16 protein-coding genes are annotated in these 13,508 nt (G+C 69.4%); 7 read left to right on the top strand and 9 right to left on the bottom strand.

From position 1 onward, the window contains the following. Positions 1-4: 4 nt before the first annotated feature. A complete protein-coding gene (locus E0504_RS31710; protein WP_131626353.1) occupies positions 5-235 on the bottom strand; it encodes an AlpA family transcriptional regulator in 231 nt (76 codons plus the stop codon). A gap of 290 nt (positions 236-525) precedes the next feature. Here E0504_RS31710 and E0504_RS52430 point away from each other — a divergent pair, with 290 nt between their 5' ends. The 3 genes from E0504_RS52430 to E0504_RS31725 all read left to right on the top strand — a co-directional run bounded on the left by E0504_RS52430 (position 526) and on the right by E0504_RS31725 (position 2,200). After that, positions 526-777 (top strand): hypothetical protein, encoded by a 252-nt coding sequence (locus tag E0504_RS52430; RefSeq protein WP_243657696.1) that lies wholly within the window; start codon positions 526-528, stop codon positions 775-777. Continuing rightward, on the top strand, positions 774-1,019 hold the full coding sequence (locus E0504_RS31720) for a hypothetical protein (RefSeq protein WP_131626354.1): 246 nt from the start codon (positions 774-776) through the stop codon (positions 1,017-1,019). The genes E0504_RS52430 and E0504_RS31720 overlap by 4 nt, the downstream gene beginning before the upstream one ends. A gap of 209 nt (positions 1,020-1,228) precedes the next feature. Then, positions 1,229-2,200 carry a hypothetical protein gene (locus E0504_RS31725; RefSeq protein ID WP_131626355.1) on the top strand — a complete coding sequence of 324 codons (972 nt, stop codon included), beginning with the start codon at positions 1,229-1,231 and terminating at the stop codon, positions 2,198-2,200. A 167-nt stretch (positions 2,201-2,367) separates the two neighbouring features. On the opposite strand, the gene E0504_RS31730 is transcribed toward E0504_RS31725, so the two are convergent. The 8 genes from E0504_RS31730 to E0504_RS31760 form a co-directional block, all read right to left on the bottom strand. Continuing rightward, positions 2,368-2,655 carry a hypothetical protein gene (locus E0504_RS31730; protein WP_131626356.1) on the bottom strand — a complete coding sequence of 96 codons (288 nt, stop codon included), beginning with the start codon at positions 2,653-2,655 and terminating at the stop codon, positions 2,368-2,370. A gap of 55 nt (positions 2,656-2,710) precedes the next feature. Continuing rightward, positions 2,711-3,559 carry a DUF2637 domain-containing protein gene (locus E0504_RS31735; RefSeq protein WP_131626357.1) on the bottom strand — a complete coding sequence of 283 codons (849 nt, stop codon included), beginning with the start codon at positions 3,557-3,559 and terminating at the stop codon, positions 2,711-2,713. Between the two features lie 23 nt (positions 3,560-3,582). After that, positions 3,583-4,455 (bottom strand): DNA cytosine methyltransferase, encoded by an 873-nt coding sequence (locus E0504_RS31740; protein WP_131626358.1) that lies wholly within the window; start codon positions 4,453-4,455, stop codon positions 3,583-3,585. A gap of 370 nt (positions 4,456-4,825) precedes the next feature. Continuing rightward, on the bottom strand, positions 4,826-7,024 hold the full coding sequence (locus tag E0504_RS31745) for a cell division protein FtsK (protein ID WP_131626359.1): 2,199 nt from the start codon (positions 7,022-7,024) through the stop codon (positions 4,826-4,828). 82 nt (positions 7,025-7,106) lie between these two features. Further along, complete coding sequence (locus tag E0504_RS50610; RefSeq protein ID WP_165938668.1) at positions 7,107-7,274, bottom strand: hypothetical protein; 168 nt, start codon at positions 7,272-7,274, stop codon at positions 7,107-7,109. Positions 7,275-7,293: 19 nt separating this feature from the next. Beyond that, a complete protein-coding gene (locus E0504_RS31750) occupies positions 7,294-7,485 on the bottom strand; it encodes a hypothetical protein (RefSeq protein ID WP_131626360.1) in 192 nt (63 codons plus the stop codon). 37 nt (positions 7,486-7,522) lie between these two features. Further along, entirely contained in the window at positions 7,523-7,903 is a 381-nt protein-coding gene (locus tag E0504_RS31755) for a hypothetical protein (protein WP_131626361.1), read from the bottom strand. 273 nt (positions 7,904-8,176) lie between these two features. After that, positions 8,177-8,374, bottom strand: coding sequence for a hypothetical protein (locus tag E0504_RS31760; protein WP_131626362.1), 198 nt, complete (start codon positions 8,372-8,374; stop codon positions 8,177-8,179). 513 nt (positions 8,375-8,887) lie between these two features. On the opposite strand from E0504_RS31760, the gene E0504_RS31765 reads away from it, so the two are divergent. From E0504_RS31765 to E0504_RS31780, 4 genes are all read left to right on the top strand, one after another. Next, positions 8,888-9,283 (top strand): hypothetical protein, encoded by a 396-nt coding sequence (locus tag E0504_RS31765; protein ID WP_131626363.1) that lies wholly within the window; start codon positions 8,888-8,890, stop codon positions 9,281-9,283. Between the two features lie 423 nt (positions 9,284-9,706). After that, complete coding sequence (locus E0504_RS31770; RefSeq protein ID WP_207974621.1) at positions 9,707-10,405, top strand: trans-aconitate 2-methyltransferase; 699 nt, start codon at positions 9,707-9,709, stop codon at positions 10,403-10,405. Next, a complete protein-coding gene (locus E0504_RS31775; protein ID WP_131626364.1) occupies positions 10,402-13,092 on the top strand; it encodes an SUMF1/EgtB/PvdO family nonheme iron enzyme in 2,691 nt (896 codons plus the stop codon). The genes E0504_RS31770 and E0504_RS31775 overlap by 4 nt, the downstream gene beginning before the upstream one ends. Further along, positions 13,089-13,367, top strand: coding sequence for a hypothetical protein (locus E0504_RS31780; RefSeq protein ID WP_131626365.1), 279 nt, complete (start codon positions 13,089-13,091; stop codon positions 13,365-13,367). Before E0504_RS31775 ends, E0504_RS31780 begins: the two co-directional genes overlap by 4 nt. Positions 13,368-13,508: the final 141 nt, after the last annotated feature.

Below are 13,508 nucleotides of genomic sequence, written 5' to 3' on the forward strand. Positions count from 1 at the left end.
GAGCCTATGCCTCCTCCCGCCACCCGGGGCGGTGTTGGTCCATCCACGCTTCGATGTCGACGCGGAGCCACAGCCGTTCCTTCTCGCCGGTGTACCAGGGCGCCGGGAAGTCGCGGTCGCGGGAGATGGTGTGCGCCCGAGAGCGGGCGACGCCCAGCAGGGCGCGGAGCTCGGCGAAGCCGACCAGGTCGGCGGGCGTCGCCGGTCGGGTCTCAGGTTCGTCGCTGCTGGCCACGGATCCGAATACTGGTTGCGGATCCGGATCCTCTTCTCGGGCTCTTCCTTCGAATCCGCTAACGCGCTACCGTGCCTGAGTGATCGCGTGTCGTACCCGACGCGCGGGAATGAGTGAGCCCCACCGGTTGACGGACCGATGGGGCTCGGTGGCCGACCTGGCTGGAGGTACGACCGATGACTTCATTCTGCCCTGACGCAAACGACACACCCCCATCCGTTACCGCAGAGGGTGAGGCCGCTCCGACGACCGTGCATGTCCGCGAGACGGGCACAGGGCCCTACCGGTGTGTGGTGGTCGATGTGCCGGCCGGTGTGCATCCGGCAAGCCTGGCCACGGCGTTGCGCAGTCTGCCGATCGCTTGTGAGTTCGTGGGCATGGAAGATCTGGCCGGCACTCGCGGCGGTGGTGAGCTGCGGTTCAGGGTCCACGATCAGCATCCGCGTCTGACCAGCAAGCCCGGCGGCCGGGTGCTCCGGTTGGCCGATGACAGCCCGCTCGCCGAGTTCCTGAGTGCCTGCGGCGAGGGTGAGCAGCGGTGAGCGCGCGCATGGTGCTTCCGGTGACAGGCGCCCATCGTGCGCTGGTGGCGCGGCGGCGTGTGGCTGCGGCCGTCGAGCGGCGCCCGCTGATCTACGGCCTTGCTGTGTTCGACGACGCGGGGGCCTTGGTGGAGGTGGTGAGTCCGTTCGGGAGTGAGACTGCGGCGCGGCAGTGGGCTGACCTGTACGGCGTCGAGGCGTATCAGGTTTTGCCGGCCCGGATTGCGGGTGGGAGGCACTGAACCCGCCCCGGATGATCGGCCCTCTGCCCTGTCGGGTGGAGGGCCGTTCGCGTGTTCGGGGCGCAGCGGTGTTCCGCCTGGTCGGAAAGGTGTTGCCGGTGCGGGTGTGCCAGGTCTGCTGGCCGCTCGACGTCGCGGACGCCCTGCGGACCAGTTACCGGCACGATCGTCATGTGACGATCGTGCCGGGTTGGCCTAGCATGCCTGTCATGGGCGATCGTCACGTGATGAACGGTCCGGCTTCGACCCAGGGGGTGTGCGGGTGTGGCTGCGGGCGGACGTGTCCGGCTGCGCCGGCCGGTGGGGGCCGGGTACCGCGGTACGCCTCTCACGGTTGTCAGCAGCGCGCCTACCGAGCCCGCCAGGCCGCCCGCACCGTTCCCCCGGCGGACCCGGCGAGCGTCGCCGGGCTGCTCGACGCGATTCGTGCTCTGGCCGGGGTGCTGGACGCTGGTGGCCGGCCCGACGATGCGTTGCTCGCCGTGGTGCGGGACGGCATGACGGCGCTGCTTTCCCGCGCCACCCCCGCGCCGGAGGCGCCTGCGCCGGCTGCCGACCGTGTCGCGGCCCTGTCACCGGCGGCACCGTCGTCCGGCACGTCACCCGATCTCCGGACGCCACGTGATGATCGCTCGGGGAGGGCCGGTCACGCTCTGGCGGCTGCCGTGCCGGTGCTTCCCGACGATCGTCACGTGGCGGCCGCGCAGGCGGTGCCGGTAGCGGGTCCGGACGAGGCCGTGCCACGGCCGGCGGGTTCCCGTCGGCGGCGGGAGCGGCCGGTGGTGATTCGGACGGACCGTGGGGACAAGGCGCTGTCTCCTGAGCTGTCCGCGGCGGTCCGCGCCGTCGTCAACTCCGCGGAAGGGGACACGCCCGTGGTCCGCCGGGTGGACTCCGATGTCAGTGGCACGCAGGACGTCCACGTGGGCGGTGTGCTTCTCGGGACGGTGCGTCCCGCTTACGGTCCTCATGGCGGGAAGGCGTGGCAGGCCCGTGATGTGGCGGGCAGCGTGGCCCAGGTCTGGCGGAAGGGTCGGATGTGTGAGACCCATCCCCGCCGTGGTGAGGCGGTCGACGCTCTTGTCTACCACCTTGCTTTCCTCGCTGAGCGGGCACGCCGCGCCTCCCTGCGTCCCCGGGCCGTTGCCTCGACCGACCCAGCTCCCACGATCGTCACGTGATGATCGATGGCCGCGTGGGTGGTGTCCCCTCCCGCGCTCGGGCGTGGTCAGGCCGCTGAGCGGCCCTCCGCCCGCATGGGTGGAGGGCCGCTGGCGTGTCCGGGCCGCCTGCGCCTCGTGCGGCCGGTCACGATGCGCAGGCGGTGGTTCCCGGGCTTCCCGGTCGGTCAGGGGCGGGGTGGGGTGTCCTGCTTCGGTTTGGCGCGGTTCTTGCGTCGTGCCTGCGCGGAGCGCAGTGCCAGTGCGGAGAAGTAGGAGCGTCGGGCGTTCTCGGCGCGGCGGGCGCGTTCGGCGGGTGGGAGGGTGCCGTCCGGGTCGACCTGGCGGTCGAAGCGGTCCAGGAACGTCGCGCGTCCGCGTGCGGTACGCGCGGCGCGGTCGGGGGTGGTCGCCCACGATGCGTGGGCGGCGATGCGGGCGATGAGAGACCTGTCCTCGGGGCGGGTAGCGGCCATGGCTGACTCCTGAACGATCCTGTGACGGTCCTGGGCGAGGCGGGATGGGCGGGGGCTAGTGAACGGTGGGCCCGGCCGCGGGGAGTTGTGGCGGCTCGCGGGACGGTCCGCGGACTGCGGTGAGCAGGACCGCGGCCCGGTCGGTGGAGCAGCGGTGCCCGCGCTGGCGGACACCGCGGGCGAGCGCGGTCCGGGTGACCGGTCGGCCCTGGCGGGTCAGCTCGGCGGCGACCGCGCGCCCGGCCGTGAGGAGATCGGCTGGCAGGGATGCCGGTGGCGGGCGGGTGTCGTCGAGGGGGGTGGTCCGGTCGGCGGGCGGGCCGTCGCCCGGCGGCCGGTCATCGCCCGGTGGTGGCGGGCTGCTGGTGGGGATCGTGCTCTTCGTGGGTGCCGGGTGCGCGGGCCGGGTGGCTTTGAGCCCGGCGACCAGGCCGAACGCGGCGACGGGCCAGAGGGCCATCGTGGGCACCCAGACACCGGGAGCGCCGGTGAGCGCGTCGGGTCCGGCGGCGGTGAGGTTCGCCACGCCGGACATGCCGACCCCCGCTACGAGGGTGCTGATGGGCCAGCGGAGTGGGGTGCCGGTGCGGCGCCGGTGGCGGATTTCGATGATGGACGCCAGCGCCATCAGCTCGACGGACATGGCGATGAGCCAGGCGGCCCAGTCGGGTTGCCCGGCCCACGCTGCGACGTCGTGGACGTGGACGAACGCGACGCAGAACACGCCCACCGCGAGCACCACCGGCAGCGCCGCACCGAGAAGGCGTTCCGCGCGCCCCTGCCGGGCGGGTACCGGGGCGGGTCCGGCCCGTGCCTGGCCGTGGTCGCGTCGGGCCGCGGTGGGGGCTGTGGGGACGGCCGTGGCCGGGTCCGGGGTGTCCTGCCTGGCGGGAGCGGGAGTCATGTCGGGGTTCTCCATTCCTGGGGCTATGCGGCGCGAGTGAGGGATTCGGGGAATGCGAGGCAGGAGAGAACGGCGGTGGCGAGAGCGGGAGGGACGGCGTTCCCGGCCTGAACGAACCGGCTGGTGAGAGTGCCCTGCCACGGATAGTCGGCGGGAAAGGACTGCAAGACGCCGAACTCGGTTGGGGTGAAATGGTCCTCGGGGCCGACCCATCGGCCATTTTCCGTGGCAGCTCGGAAGGTTTTCCGGACGCTGGCACCGCCCCAGGCGTTTCCGCGGGTGGTCACGGTGAACGCCGGCCGGTCGACCAGACCCCGGCCGAGAGCGTCGGCCATGCTGCGCCAGGGCCTGAGCGGCGGGGCGAATCGTGCGGCGTTCGGGCGGTAGCGGGTGTGCGTGGGTTGCGGCGGGCCGACCGTGTCCCGGGTGCGGGAGGCGAGGAGGAAAGCACGGCGGCGGGTCTGTGGTACGCCGTATTCCTCGGCGGACAGAAGCCCGGTCCAGGTGGCGTATCCGCTGCGGCGTAGTTCGTAGGCGAACCGTTCCCAGATCGGCAGCACGGCGGGAACCTCTTCCATCGCGATCCAGGCTGGCCGCAGTGCCCGGGCGAAACGCATGGGCTGGTGAATGAGCCGTCCGCGTGGGTCTGCGAGCCACATCCGGTTGCCGGCCACACTGAATGGCTGGCAGGGCGGGGACGCGATCAGCCCGGCTATCCCGGTGTAGTCGCCGGGCCGAAGTACCTCGACGTCGCTTTCGATGGTGGTCAGTTCGGCGGCGCGGCGGGTTTCGCAGGTCAACCGGTCCCACTCGACACCGATTTCACTGAGGCCGAGTTGTGCGCAGGCCAGAGACCATCCGCCGGGACCGGCGAAGAGGTCGAGCACGGTCGACATGTCTACCGTCTCCTGTTCGGAAAACAAGCACGGCTAATAAAGGAATGAGGTAAGGTGAATTGCGGCATGAGGAACCCGGGAGAAACATCACCGGATCTGCGGGATGGTGCGACAGGAATGTGTTCGCGGGTCTCCCGGCCGCGTGGGCGACTCGCGGGATGGTCACGGTGCGTGGCTGTTGCTGGCGCGGTCCGCGGGGAGGGGTTAGCGGACCGGGAGGGGGCCGCAGACCCCCGATTCCAGGGGCTTCGCAGGGTCTGCGCCCCGCGCCGCTAACACGCATCTTCGCTGATCAGATGGCCTATCGGACGCTAACGGGGGTGCTAACAGTTAGCGGGAGGGCCGCTAACCGTTAGCACCCCACACGGGGTCAGGAACCCCGCTGGCGGTCACGTTCGGCCACCACGGCGGCGACGTGACGGCGTTCGATCCCGCGCCGGTTGACGACTTTCCCGCCGCTACGCCGGCCGATCTGCACGGTCTCGATCCCGTACGGTTTCACCACGACCGCGATCTGATCCGGCCCCCACTCGCCGTACAGGTCCGGCCGTAGCTCGGCGAGCCGGCGGGCGAGGGTCTCCGACCATATCCGCTTCTCCCCCTCCGGGATCACCGTGAGGATGTCGTCCAGGAGCGACGTCACCATCGGTGCGATTTCCCCGACGGGTGGGGAGAGCCTGCCCGCGGCGATCCGCGCGGCCCGCGCCCGGTCCGCGATCTGCTCGGCGGTCGGGGTGTCGATGTAGGCGGCGCGGACAATCATCGGCTCATCGGTAGCGCCGACCAGATAGCCGATTCCCTTGTCCGACGGCCGTAGCGTGGTGGCCTGGATGCCGTTCTTGTACATCGACGTGCCGAGAATCATGTCGTTCTCCACCTGCCCCATCACCCGCAGGCAGAACCGGATGGACGCATTCGACGACACCCCGGTCGGCAGCGACGCCGCGTCCGGCCGCTGCGTGGCCAGGATAAGGATGATCCCGAGGGCGCGGCCGAGTTTGATGACGTCGACCGCGAGTTCCCCGGCCTCCTTCCCGTAGACGGGGTGGGAGAACAGGTTCTGGCATTCGTCGACGATGGCCACCAGCGGGTGCAGCCCCTGGGAACGCAGCCCGGCGATCTGCCGGGTCACTTTCCCGTCCGGGCACAGATCCTTCGGCAACCGGCGGATAGCCTCGGCGCGGCGGGCTATATCGGCCCGCAGGTCCCGCAGCGCTGCCAGTGTGGTTTCGGCGGTGGCGTCGTCGAGGCCGGTGGCGTAGCGGGTCGCGAACTTCTCCGCCGCGTCCAGGTCGGCGGTGCCTTTCAGGTTGAACACCCACAGCTCGCAGGTGGGATCCAGGCCGCAGCCGAGCATGAGCACCCGCACCGCCGACGTCTTCCCCGCCCCGGGAAGTGACCCGACCAGCACATTGTTTTCCACCAGCGAGATGGACACCGCCCGGCCGCGCGGGTCGGACCCGAACGGCAGCGGGGCGAACACGTCGGCCAGGCCCCGTTGCGCCAGCGGCCAGGGTGCGGCCGGGGCCTGGGACATGTCCTGGTCACCCACCCACAGGATGAGCCGGCCGGCGTGCGCGTCGTGCCCGGCTTCCGGCCACACACAGCCCAGCGGGCGGCGCAGCCCGGACGCGAGCCGTTCCCGGCGTTCCAGGATGTCCGAGACGGTCACCCCATAGGGGAGATCGATCTCGGCGCGCCAGCCGGGGCCGTCGCGCATGACCGGGGACGGGAAGGTGATCCCGCCGCCTTCGCGGCGCGCCCGGTTGATCTCCGCGATCCCCAGGGCGCCGAGTGCGCGGGTGACGACGTCGGCGGTCAGCCGGCCCACCCGGGTCGGCACCACAGCCGGGCTCATCAGCGGCCGGTCCGCCGGCGCCCCCACGACCCCCAGCGCCGCCACCGCGGCCGCGAGGAGGGGCAGATGCACGCCGGTCGGGACGGCGACCCACCACCACACCGCCAGCACCAGCGCGGGAAGGCCGACCAGACCGGCCAGGATCGCCCGGGTCCGGGTGCGGCTGTCATGCAGACGGGCGAGCCGCAGATACGTGCTGGCGTCTTCCTGGCGGATCGCAGCGGTGATCACCGGCCGGGCGTCGCGGTCGGCCAGCCAGCCCACCGCTCCGGCGGCGAGCCGGCCCGCCCCCCGCGGCGCGCGGACGGCCAACCGGCCGGCGTAGAGCGGCACGCGCACGCCGTGGTAGGCGGCGGTGTAGGAGTAGTGCCCGGCCGCCCACCGGACCGCGACACGCAACGCAGCCCAGGACCGCAGCCACGACGGGACGATCGGCCGCCGGGTACCCGGCCGGGGCTCCAACAGCCTGCGGCGCGGTGCGGCAGGCGGGTCCACCGGCACCAGCACGTCGCCGGCGACCTCGACACCCTCGACGGGCACGGTCAACACCGGCGGTACGGGTGCGGGCAGGGGGACGGGGCGCCGGTCAGCGGGCAGGTAGGGGGCCAGCTCGGCGCGGACCGCGTCGAGGTCGGGCACCCACCCGCCCGGCGGGGGCGGCGGGGGCGGGTCGGTGGGTTCGTCGGGCGGCGGGGGGCTGTGGTCGGTCATGATGGGGGTTCCCTTCCTGTGGGTGGGGAGCCCGGGGCGCGGTGTCTGTCTTGGCGGTCAGGAACCGCGCCCCGGGGCGAACTCAACGACCCGGCGGAATCCGGCCGTGGATGCGTTGCATGTCCTGCAGGCGGCGGGCATCACCGATATCGCGGTGCTCTTCGGCGAGGCGGACCAGCAACACCACCAGCAGACTTCCGTTCGCAAGCACCAGTGCCGCGAGCGTCAGGACCAGAAAAAGCGTCATCATCGGATCGGGTTCCTTTCGGTTACACGCCGATGGAGGAGACGACGCCGATCACCTGGTTGATGATCTGCTGGATCATCGGGGCCAGCCCGGACGCGGCGAGGTAGAAGCCGAGCACGATGCACAGCAATGCCGACGCCAGGCTGAGCCGGTAGGAACGGACCAGGACCACCACCGCGAACGACAACAGCACAATGATCGAAATACTCATCATGGGGGCGGGTTTTCCTTTCCTTCGATGCGAGCAGGATTCAGGCGATCGGGTCGTTGTCGAGCGGGAATTCGTCGGGCTCGTCGACGGTCGAGATAACCTCGCCGTCCACCACGGTGGAGTCGGCGGGTACGGGGTCCATGCCGGCGGGAATGGCCCAGGCGTTGTACGCCGCCCGCCACGCCTCCCGCGTCCGCACGCGCTGCATGTCGAGCCGCGAGAAGAGCAGGTCCAGGGCCGCCTGCAGTTCTTCGTCTCCGAAGGCTTCGGCCATGTAGAGGCGGTGCAGCACCGTGCTGGCCGTGTAGCCCTGCAGGTGCTCGGCGTGCGCCTTCTCCGCCCTGTTGGCCAGGTCTTCCAGGGTCAGCGGCCCGAGGCCGCCGTCCGCCGAACCGTGCGCGGGGGTGGTGGGGGTGGACATAGGTGTTCCTCCTCGGATAGTTAGAGCCGGTGAACATTCCTGCTCACGGCAGGAGCGAAAGAGATAGACGGACACGTTTCATCGACAGAAGGGGGCGGCGGGGCGCGCCCGCGCGGACCGTGGGATTTCACGGTTCTCCGCTCACCGGCGGCTGATGTGCCGGCGGCTCGGTTTCCGAGGCCGGGAACAGAAGACCGATCCCGACACCGACCGCGAACCAGCAATACACCCACACCACCACGGCCAGGCAGATCACAGCCACTCGCCGCCGGCTCATTCCCGACCCCGGCCGATCACCCAGAAGACAGCCAGCCCCAGCGCGAACACCACGAACACGGCGAGCATCGCGGGCGCCATACTCGTCAGCGCCCACTGCACCGCCGTCGCGCACACGGCCAGGACCGTGAACCCGAGGAACCAGCGGACCACCGTTCCCAGCAACGATCGGCGAACGACGTAGTACCGTGCCATCAGACACCAGCCAATCTGCCCGGGACGGCTACCAGCCATCCCTGGCCGACGTTCCCAGGAGCATTACCTGCTCTCCGGGAAGGCGGGGCGCTCTGCCGCCGCTGGTTTCCATTATCCGAAAGTAAGATGGCAGAAAACTGCCCCCGAAACCGGCCAGGATTTAGGCAGGGAAACAGGCAGCAGATAGGCCACGGAAACGGGCAGCAAACATGGCAGGCCGGCGGTTACACAGCCGGACGCTGCCCAGGTCACACCGGCCCCAGCCACACCCCCCGGGGGCTCGTCGCCCGGACGGCCAACGCTAGCTCACCAGCAAACAGCTAGAGGATGGTGTCAGCGTCCGTGAACGGCAGTCGTCTGCGGCTAGTGGACGCAAACATGGCGATCACGCGGCAAACCTGGCATAGTGGTCCGCGTTGCCCGTTACTCCCCGCACCAGGGCGACCCCAGACCAGGAAGGAGGTCTACGGCGGGGGAAAGCGGGGGCCAACGAAGGCCCCTGCCGGACCCGACATGTCCACCACCCGCAGGCCGGACATCGACACGGTAGAGACGCTCCTACGCAAGGCCCGGCGCCGCGGTGCCCGCGGCCCCGAACTCGCGCAGCACGTACCCGACCTGGTTGACCTCCTCGTCCTCCCGGACGGCACCAGCCCGAAGGACAGGGCAGCACACGCAGAGCAGATCATCAGGAAGGCCATCGACACCGCACTCGACGATCCCGCCAAGACCGCCATGAAGATCCTGTTCGGCCTCGCCGCCGGCACCCGACGCACCAGCGTCGACCACCGCCGCGAACACGCCGCCAGCCTCATGCGCATCACCCCCGGCGCCTTCCGCCGACCCAACCAGGAAGGCGCCCTGATCCTCGAAATCGCCTTCGAGATCGCCACCGCCCCCGCCGGGTAACCGGCGGGGGGGGCGAACAGGGATAGGGCCGCGCGGGCCAAGCACCCCGCGCGGCCACTCCCGCCGCTCCACACCGTCCCCCGAGGGAGAGGCCAGCGCCTCCCGCCAGGACCGGGCTGTGAACCTGCAGGTCATCGGCGCAGACTGCCGTTCGGGTACCAGGGCGCCGGAGACACAGGAGGGACGTGTGTCGACGCGCTATCCCGAGCGTGATGCCCTCGGGCGCGTTCTCCTGGCGGCGGGTCGGCATGTCCAAGTCTGGCGCTGTTGGTAGGGGATCGGTTACGATCCGCCTGGGTTTCCTGACGGGGGTGGTCCAGTTTGGCGGGTCCTGAGACGTCGGCGCACTACGAGCGACTGGCCGGGAGCTATGACCAGAACTGGACGTACAACGACGCCTTCCTTGACTGGATGGCCGGGGAGATGGCCGACGCGCTCGTCCTGACCTCCCACGACCGGATTGCCGACGTCGGATGCGGCACTGGGCTCTACACGCGCCGCATCCTCGACCGCGTCCGCCCTACTGTCCCGATCCTGTGCGTCGACCCGTCCGAGGCCATGCTCAGCCAGCTTCCTGCGGACCCGGCGCTGCGCCCCATCCATGCCTCGGCCGAGCAACTCGCGAAGGGCACCGGGGGCCACAGCGGGCAGCAGGGGCCTGCCATCCCCCGGGGTTCGCTCGACGCGATTGCGATCAAGGAAGCGATCCATCATGTCGCCACTGACGACCGTCCGCCGGTCATCGCCGGTCTCGCCGACCTGCTCGGGCCGGACGGCCGCCTCCTCATCGTGATGTTGCCGACCAGGATCGCCTATCCCCTCTTCGACGCGGCGATCCGACGGTTCGAGGAATTGCAGCCGGACCCCGAGGACATCGCCGCTCACATGCGGGCCGCGGGATTGACTGTCAGCCTGGGCTACCGTGATTTCCCGTTGGAGATCCCGAAGGATCGCTATCTAGGGATGGTTCGCAACCGGTACATGTCGCTGCTTGCGATGTTCGACGACGACGAGATCCGCGACGGCGTGGCCGAAATCGACGCCCGTCATTCCGAGCCGGTGTTCTCGTTCCCTGACCGATTCGCGTTCGTTCTCGGGACCCGAAGAGGAGCCGTGACGTGACCGAAACCGTCGACGAGCGACTACGCCGACTGAAAACCGAGCTGGACGGCCACGCGCGGATCGCGAGGCATCTCGGTCTGGACTTCGAGCGGCCGGTACGATCTCTCGGGGATGGCTACCCTGAGAACACCATCGCGCTGATCGGGAAGATCGCCGAACGTCTCCTGAAACAACTCTGGGCCCATCACGAGGTACCCGGCGACCCGTCCGGGAAAGCACTCAACGACCTGATCAAGGGATGCCGGCCGCACATCCGCAGCACGAACGTCATCAATGCACTGACCGATATCCAGCGATTGCGGAACAGGTCGACGCACGACGGGTACGACATCGCCGAAGAAGACGGGCTTCTCGCGGTCCGCCGGCTCCTCGATATCCTGGCCTGGTTCACGAGCACAGGCGTCAGCGCGATCACAGGGGACGCGCCGCAGCTCAGCCCCCTCGTGGAAAAGAAGGCGGAGTTCCTCGCCGGTCTCTACACCACCCTCGGCTACCGGCCGATCAAACGATTCGAGCTTTCCGAGAGCACGGTCTACCAGCTCTTCTGCCGGCAAGCAGGACTGCAGGTCGAGTATGTAGAGATCATGCTCAGTCGCAATCTCGACGAACTGAACCAGCTCATCGCCGCGACGAGCGGGGAACTGCTGCAGACGCAGCTCCCGAAGCTCACCCGGTTCCTGATCGTCGAGGACGATCCGCCGGCCGACACGGCGCCTTTCGCCGACGGAGAGATCCGTATCGTCGCCTACGAGCGGTTCGTCGAGAGAATCATTGACGTCCCGGCTCACTTGGCCGCGCTCACCCTCACCTACCCGGAGCCTTCCCCGGAAGGCGTCCAGCCCATCATCATCGCCGGAGATATTCTGGAAACAGACCCCCACTCCGGCGACCTGGTCGTGTCCGAGAGCAGCGATGCGGCGGCGATCCTGCGGCGCCTCGCGGCAACGTCCGCGAACGTTCTGGTCATCGGCGGGCCGGGGAGCGGAAAGACCACACTGCTCAAGCAGCTCGCGTCGGTCGGGTCGGACCCGCCGACGCACCACTACCGTTTCTACCTCGATATGAGCCTCAAGGAAGCCGGCGAGGACTTCGCGGACTTCGTCACCCGGATACTCAACCCGTACGTAAATGTTCCGCGGAACCGGGTCTTCGACGTCTTTCTTTACCTGATCCGCGCCGGGTCCGTGCTGTGCGTGCTCGACGCGATCGACGAAGCCGTCCACAACACGAGCCTGAGCGGATTCCTCGACCTGTTCTCCGACGTCGCGCAGGCACTGTCCGCAGAGTCCACGGTCGTCATGTCCTCCCGCTACTCGTTTCTCGCCGACTCCCCGCAGGTACGGCGGCTGTTGAACAGCTCGACGCTCATCTCCGAGCAGCTCGTCCAACAGCTCCACGCGAACGGCGTCGACCCGCTGGAACTGCCACGGTTCAGCGTGGTCCGCCTCGAAGACCTGCGGCTGCACCGCGACGAGCAGGTCCACACCACCTCGCCACTGGAACTACGTCTCGCCGTACAGACCGGCGGGGTCGGTCCTGACCACTTCGACGCCGATCCGGTGAGCCGGCTCGTCACGCTGGTCACCGCGCGCGTCGAGCAGGTCCTCTCCGACACCGGGCTCGCCCACGTGCATCCCAAGCTCGATGCCTACCTGGGCGCGGCGTTCCTCGCGGACCAGTCGGTGTTTTCCCTCGCGGAAATCTGCACCGACGTCGGCATCGACTGCTTCACCGACGGCCGGGTGACCCAGGAGACCTTCCTGCTCGCCCCCCTGTTCCGACCGGCCGGCCCCGGCCTGGTCGCCCCGGTGCACACGGTGTTCCAGGAGTACTTCGCCGCCCGGCTCCTGCGCACCGTCGAGGGCCGCGAGGCTGCCGCCGCCTACCGCGAGCCGATCATCACCGAGCAGGTCCGGCGCTTCCTCCACCACCTCGCACCCGCCCCCACCGCCACCGCTCCCCAGCTCCTTCCCGCCGGGACCTACCTCGTCGGCCCGAGCCACCGCCTCCTGCTCAGGAGGATCGAGAAGCCGGTGGTCTTCGACGAGTTCGCCGTGACGGTCGGCCGGTACAAGCGCTTCCTCGCCGCAGTGGAGCGGGAGGGCTGCGCGGCCTGGGACCATACCGACGTCCCTGCCGAGCACACCCACGAGCCGTGGCAGGAACGGCTACGGAACCCGGACTACTTCACCGACCCCCGCTACGAGGATCACCCTGTCTCGTGCGTCAGTTGGTGGAGCGCCTACGCCTTCGCCCGCTTCGAGGGTAAGCGCCTGCCCACCTGTGTCGAGTGGGAAGCCGCCGCCCGCGGCACCGACGGCCGGCTCTTCCCCTGGGGCGATGACCTCGACCTCGACGCGGTCAACTGCGCGGACTCCTGGAGCGGACGCCCCCTGGTGACCTACGAGGTCTGGAAGGAAGAGATCGACGGCGGACGGCTCCGCGACTGCGCCCCGACCGCGGTCACCGCCCACCCCACCAACATCTCCTCCTTCGGCGTCCGCGGCATGGCCGGCAACGTCTGGGAATGGACCGAAACCCTCTTCCCAGACATCAACTCCGCTGTCATCTGCGGTGGCTCCTACGACAACCCCTACCGCGCCGTACAGACCTCCTCCAAGGCCCTGTACGTACGCCGAGGCTGCAGCAACGCCGTCGGGTTCCGCTGCGTCCAGGAGGTCCAATGACCATCGACAACAGCCTCGACGCAGGACAGAGGTTCGGACGCATCGTCGACCGCCAACCACTCGGCAGCGGACCCCACCGCGTCACCGCAACCTACTACGTCCGTGAAGACACCACCGGCGAGACCTACGGCTTCGACTACAGCAACATCGTCACCGAAGGATTCCGGACCATCATCCTCGGAGAACGCGTCCGCTTCGAGATCGACCCCTCAACGCAGCTCGCGCACTTCGTCATCCGACTCGACTTGCCGGAGGTCGACGAATTCTACCGCTAACCCCGACGGGACGGCATTCGCTCGCCATAGTCTGCCCCGCGCTCGTCACCGGCCAACCCGATTGGCCGGAAGGGCCTCTACCCCTACATTATCGCGATGCAGAGGCGACGGTAACGGCCCGCGAAACCTACTTCAGCGCCG

The sequence above is a fragment of the Parafrankia sp. BMG5.11 genome (genome assembly GCF_004337455.1).

Excerpts from the sequence above, each read along its gene's own strand:
- E0504_RS31745 (WP_131626359.1), bottom strand. The coding sequence starts at position 7,024 with ATGACCGACCACAGCCCCCCGCCGCCCGACGAACCCACCGACCCGCCC.
- E0504_RS50610 (WP_165938668.1), bottom strand. The coding sequence starts at position 7,274 with ATGATGACGCTTTTTCTGGTCCTGACGCTCGCGGCACTGGTGCTTGCG.
- E0504_RS31735 (WP_131626357.1), bottom strand. The coding sequence starts at position 3,559 with ATGACTCCCGCTCCCGCCAGGCAGGACACCCCGGACCCGGCCACGGCC.
- E0504_RS31750 (WP_131626360.1), bottom strand. The coding sequence starts at position 7,485 with ATGATGAGTATTTCGATCATTGTGCTGTTGTCGTTCGCGGTGGTGGTC.
- E0504_RS31765 (WP_131626363.1), top strand. The coding sequence starts at position 8,888 with ATGTCCACCACCCGCAGGCCGGACATCGACACGGTAGAGACGCTCCTA.
- E0504_RS31770 (WP_207974621.1), top strand. The coding sequence starts at position 9,707 with ATGGCCGACGCGCTCGTCCTGACCTCCCACGACCGGATTGCCGACGTC.
- E0504_RS31755 (WP_131626361.1), bottom strand. The coding sequence starts at position 7,903 with ATGTCCACCCCCACCACCCCCGCGCACGGTTCGGCGGACGGCGGCCTC.
- E0504_RS31740 (WP_131626358.1), bottom strand. The coding sequence starts at position 4,455 with ATGTCGACCGTGCTCGACCTCTTCGCCGGTCCCGGCGGATGGTCTCTG.
- E0504_RS31730 (WP_131626356.1), bottom strand. The coding sequence starts at position 2,655 with ATGGCCGCTACCCGCCCCGAGGACAGGTCTCTCATCGCCCGCATCGCC.
- E0504_RS31760 (WP_131626362.1), bottom strand. The coding sequence starts at position 8,374 with ATGGCACGGTACTACGTCGTTCGCCGATCGTTGCTGGGAACGGTGGTC.
- E0504_RS31780 (WP_131626365.1), top strand. The coding sequence starts at position 13,089 with ATGACCATCGACAACAGCCTCGACGCAGGACAGAGGTTCGGACGCATC.
- E0504_RS31725 (WP_131626355.1), top strand. The coding sequence starts at position 1,229 with ATGGGCGATCGTCACGTGATGAACGGTCCGGCTTCGACCCAGGGGGTG.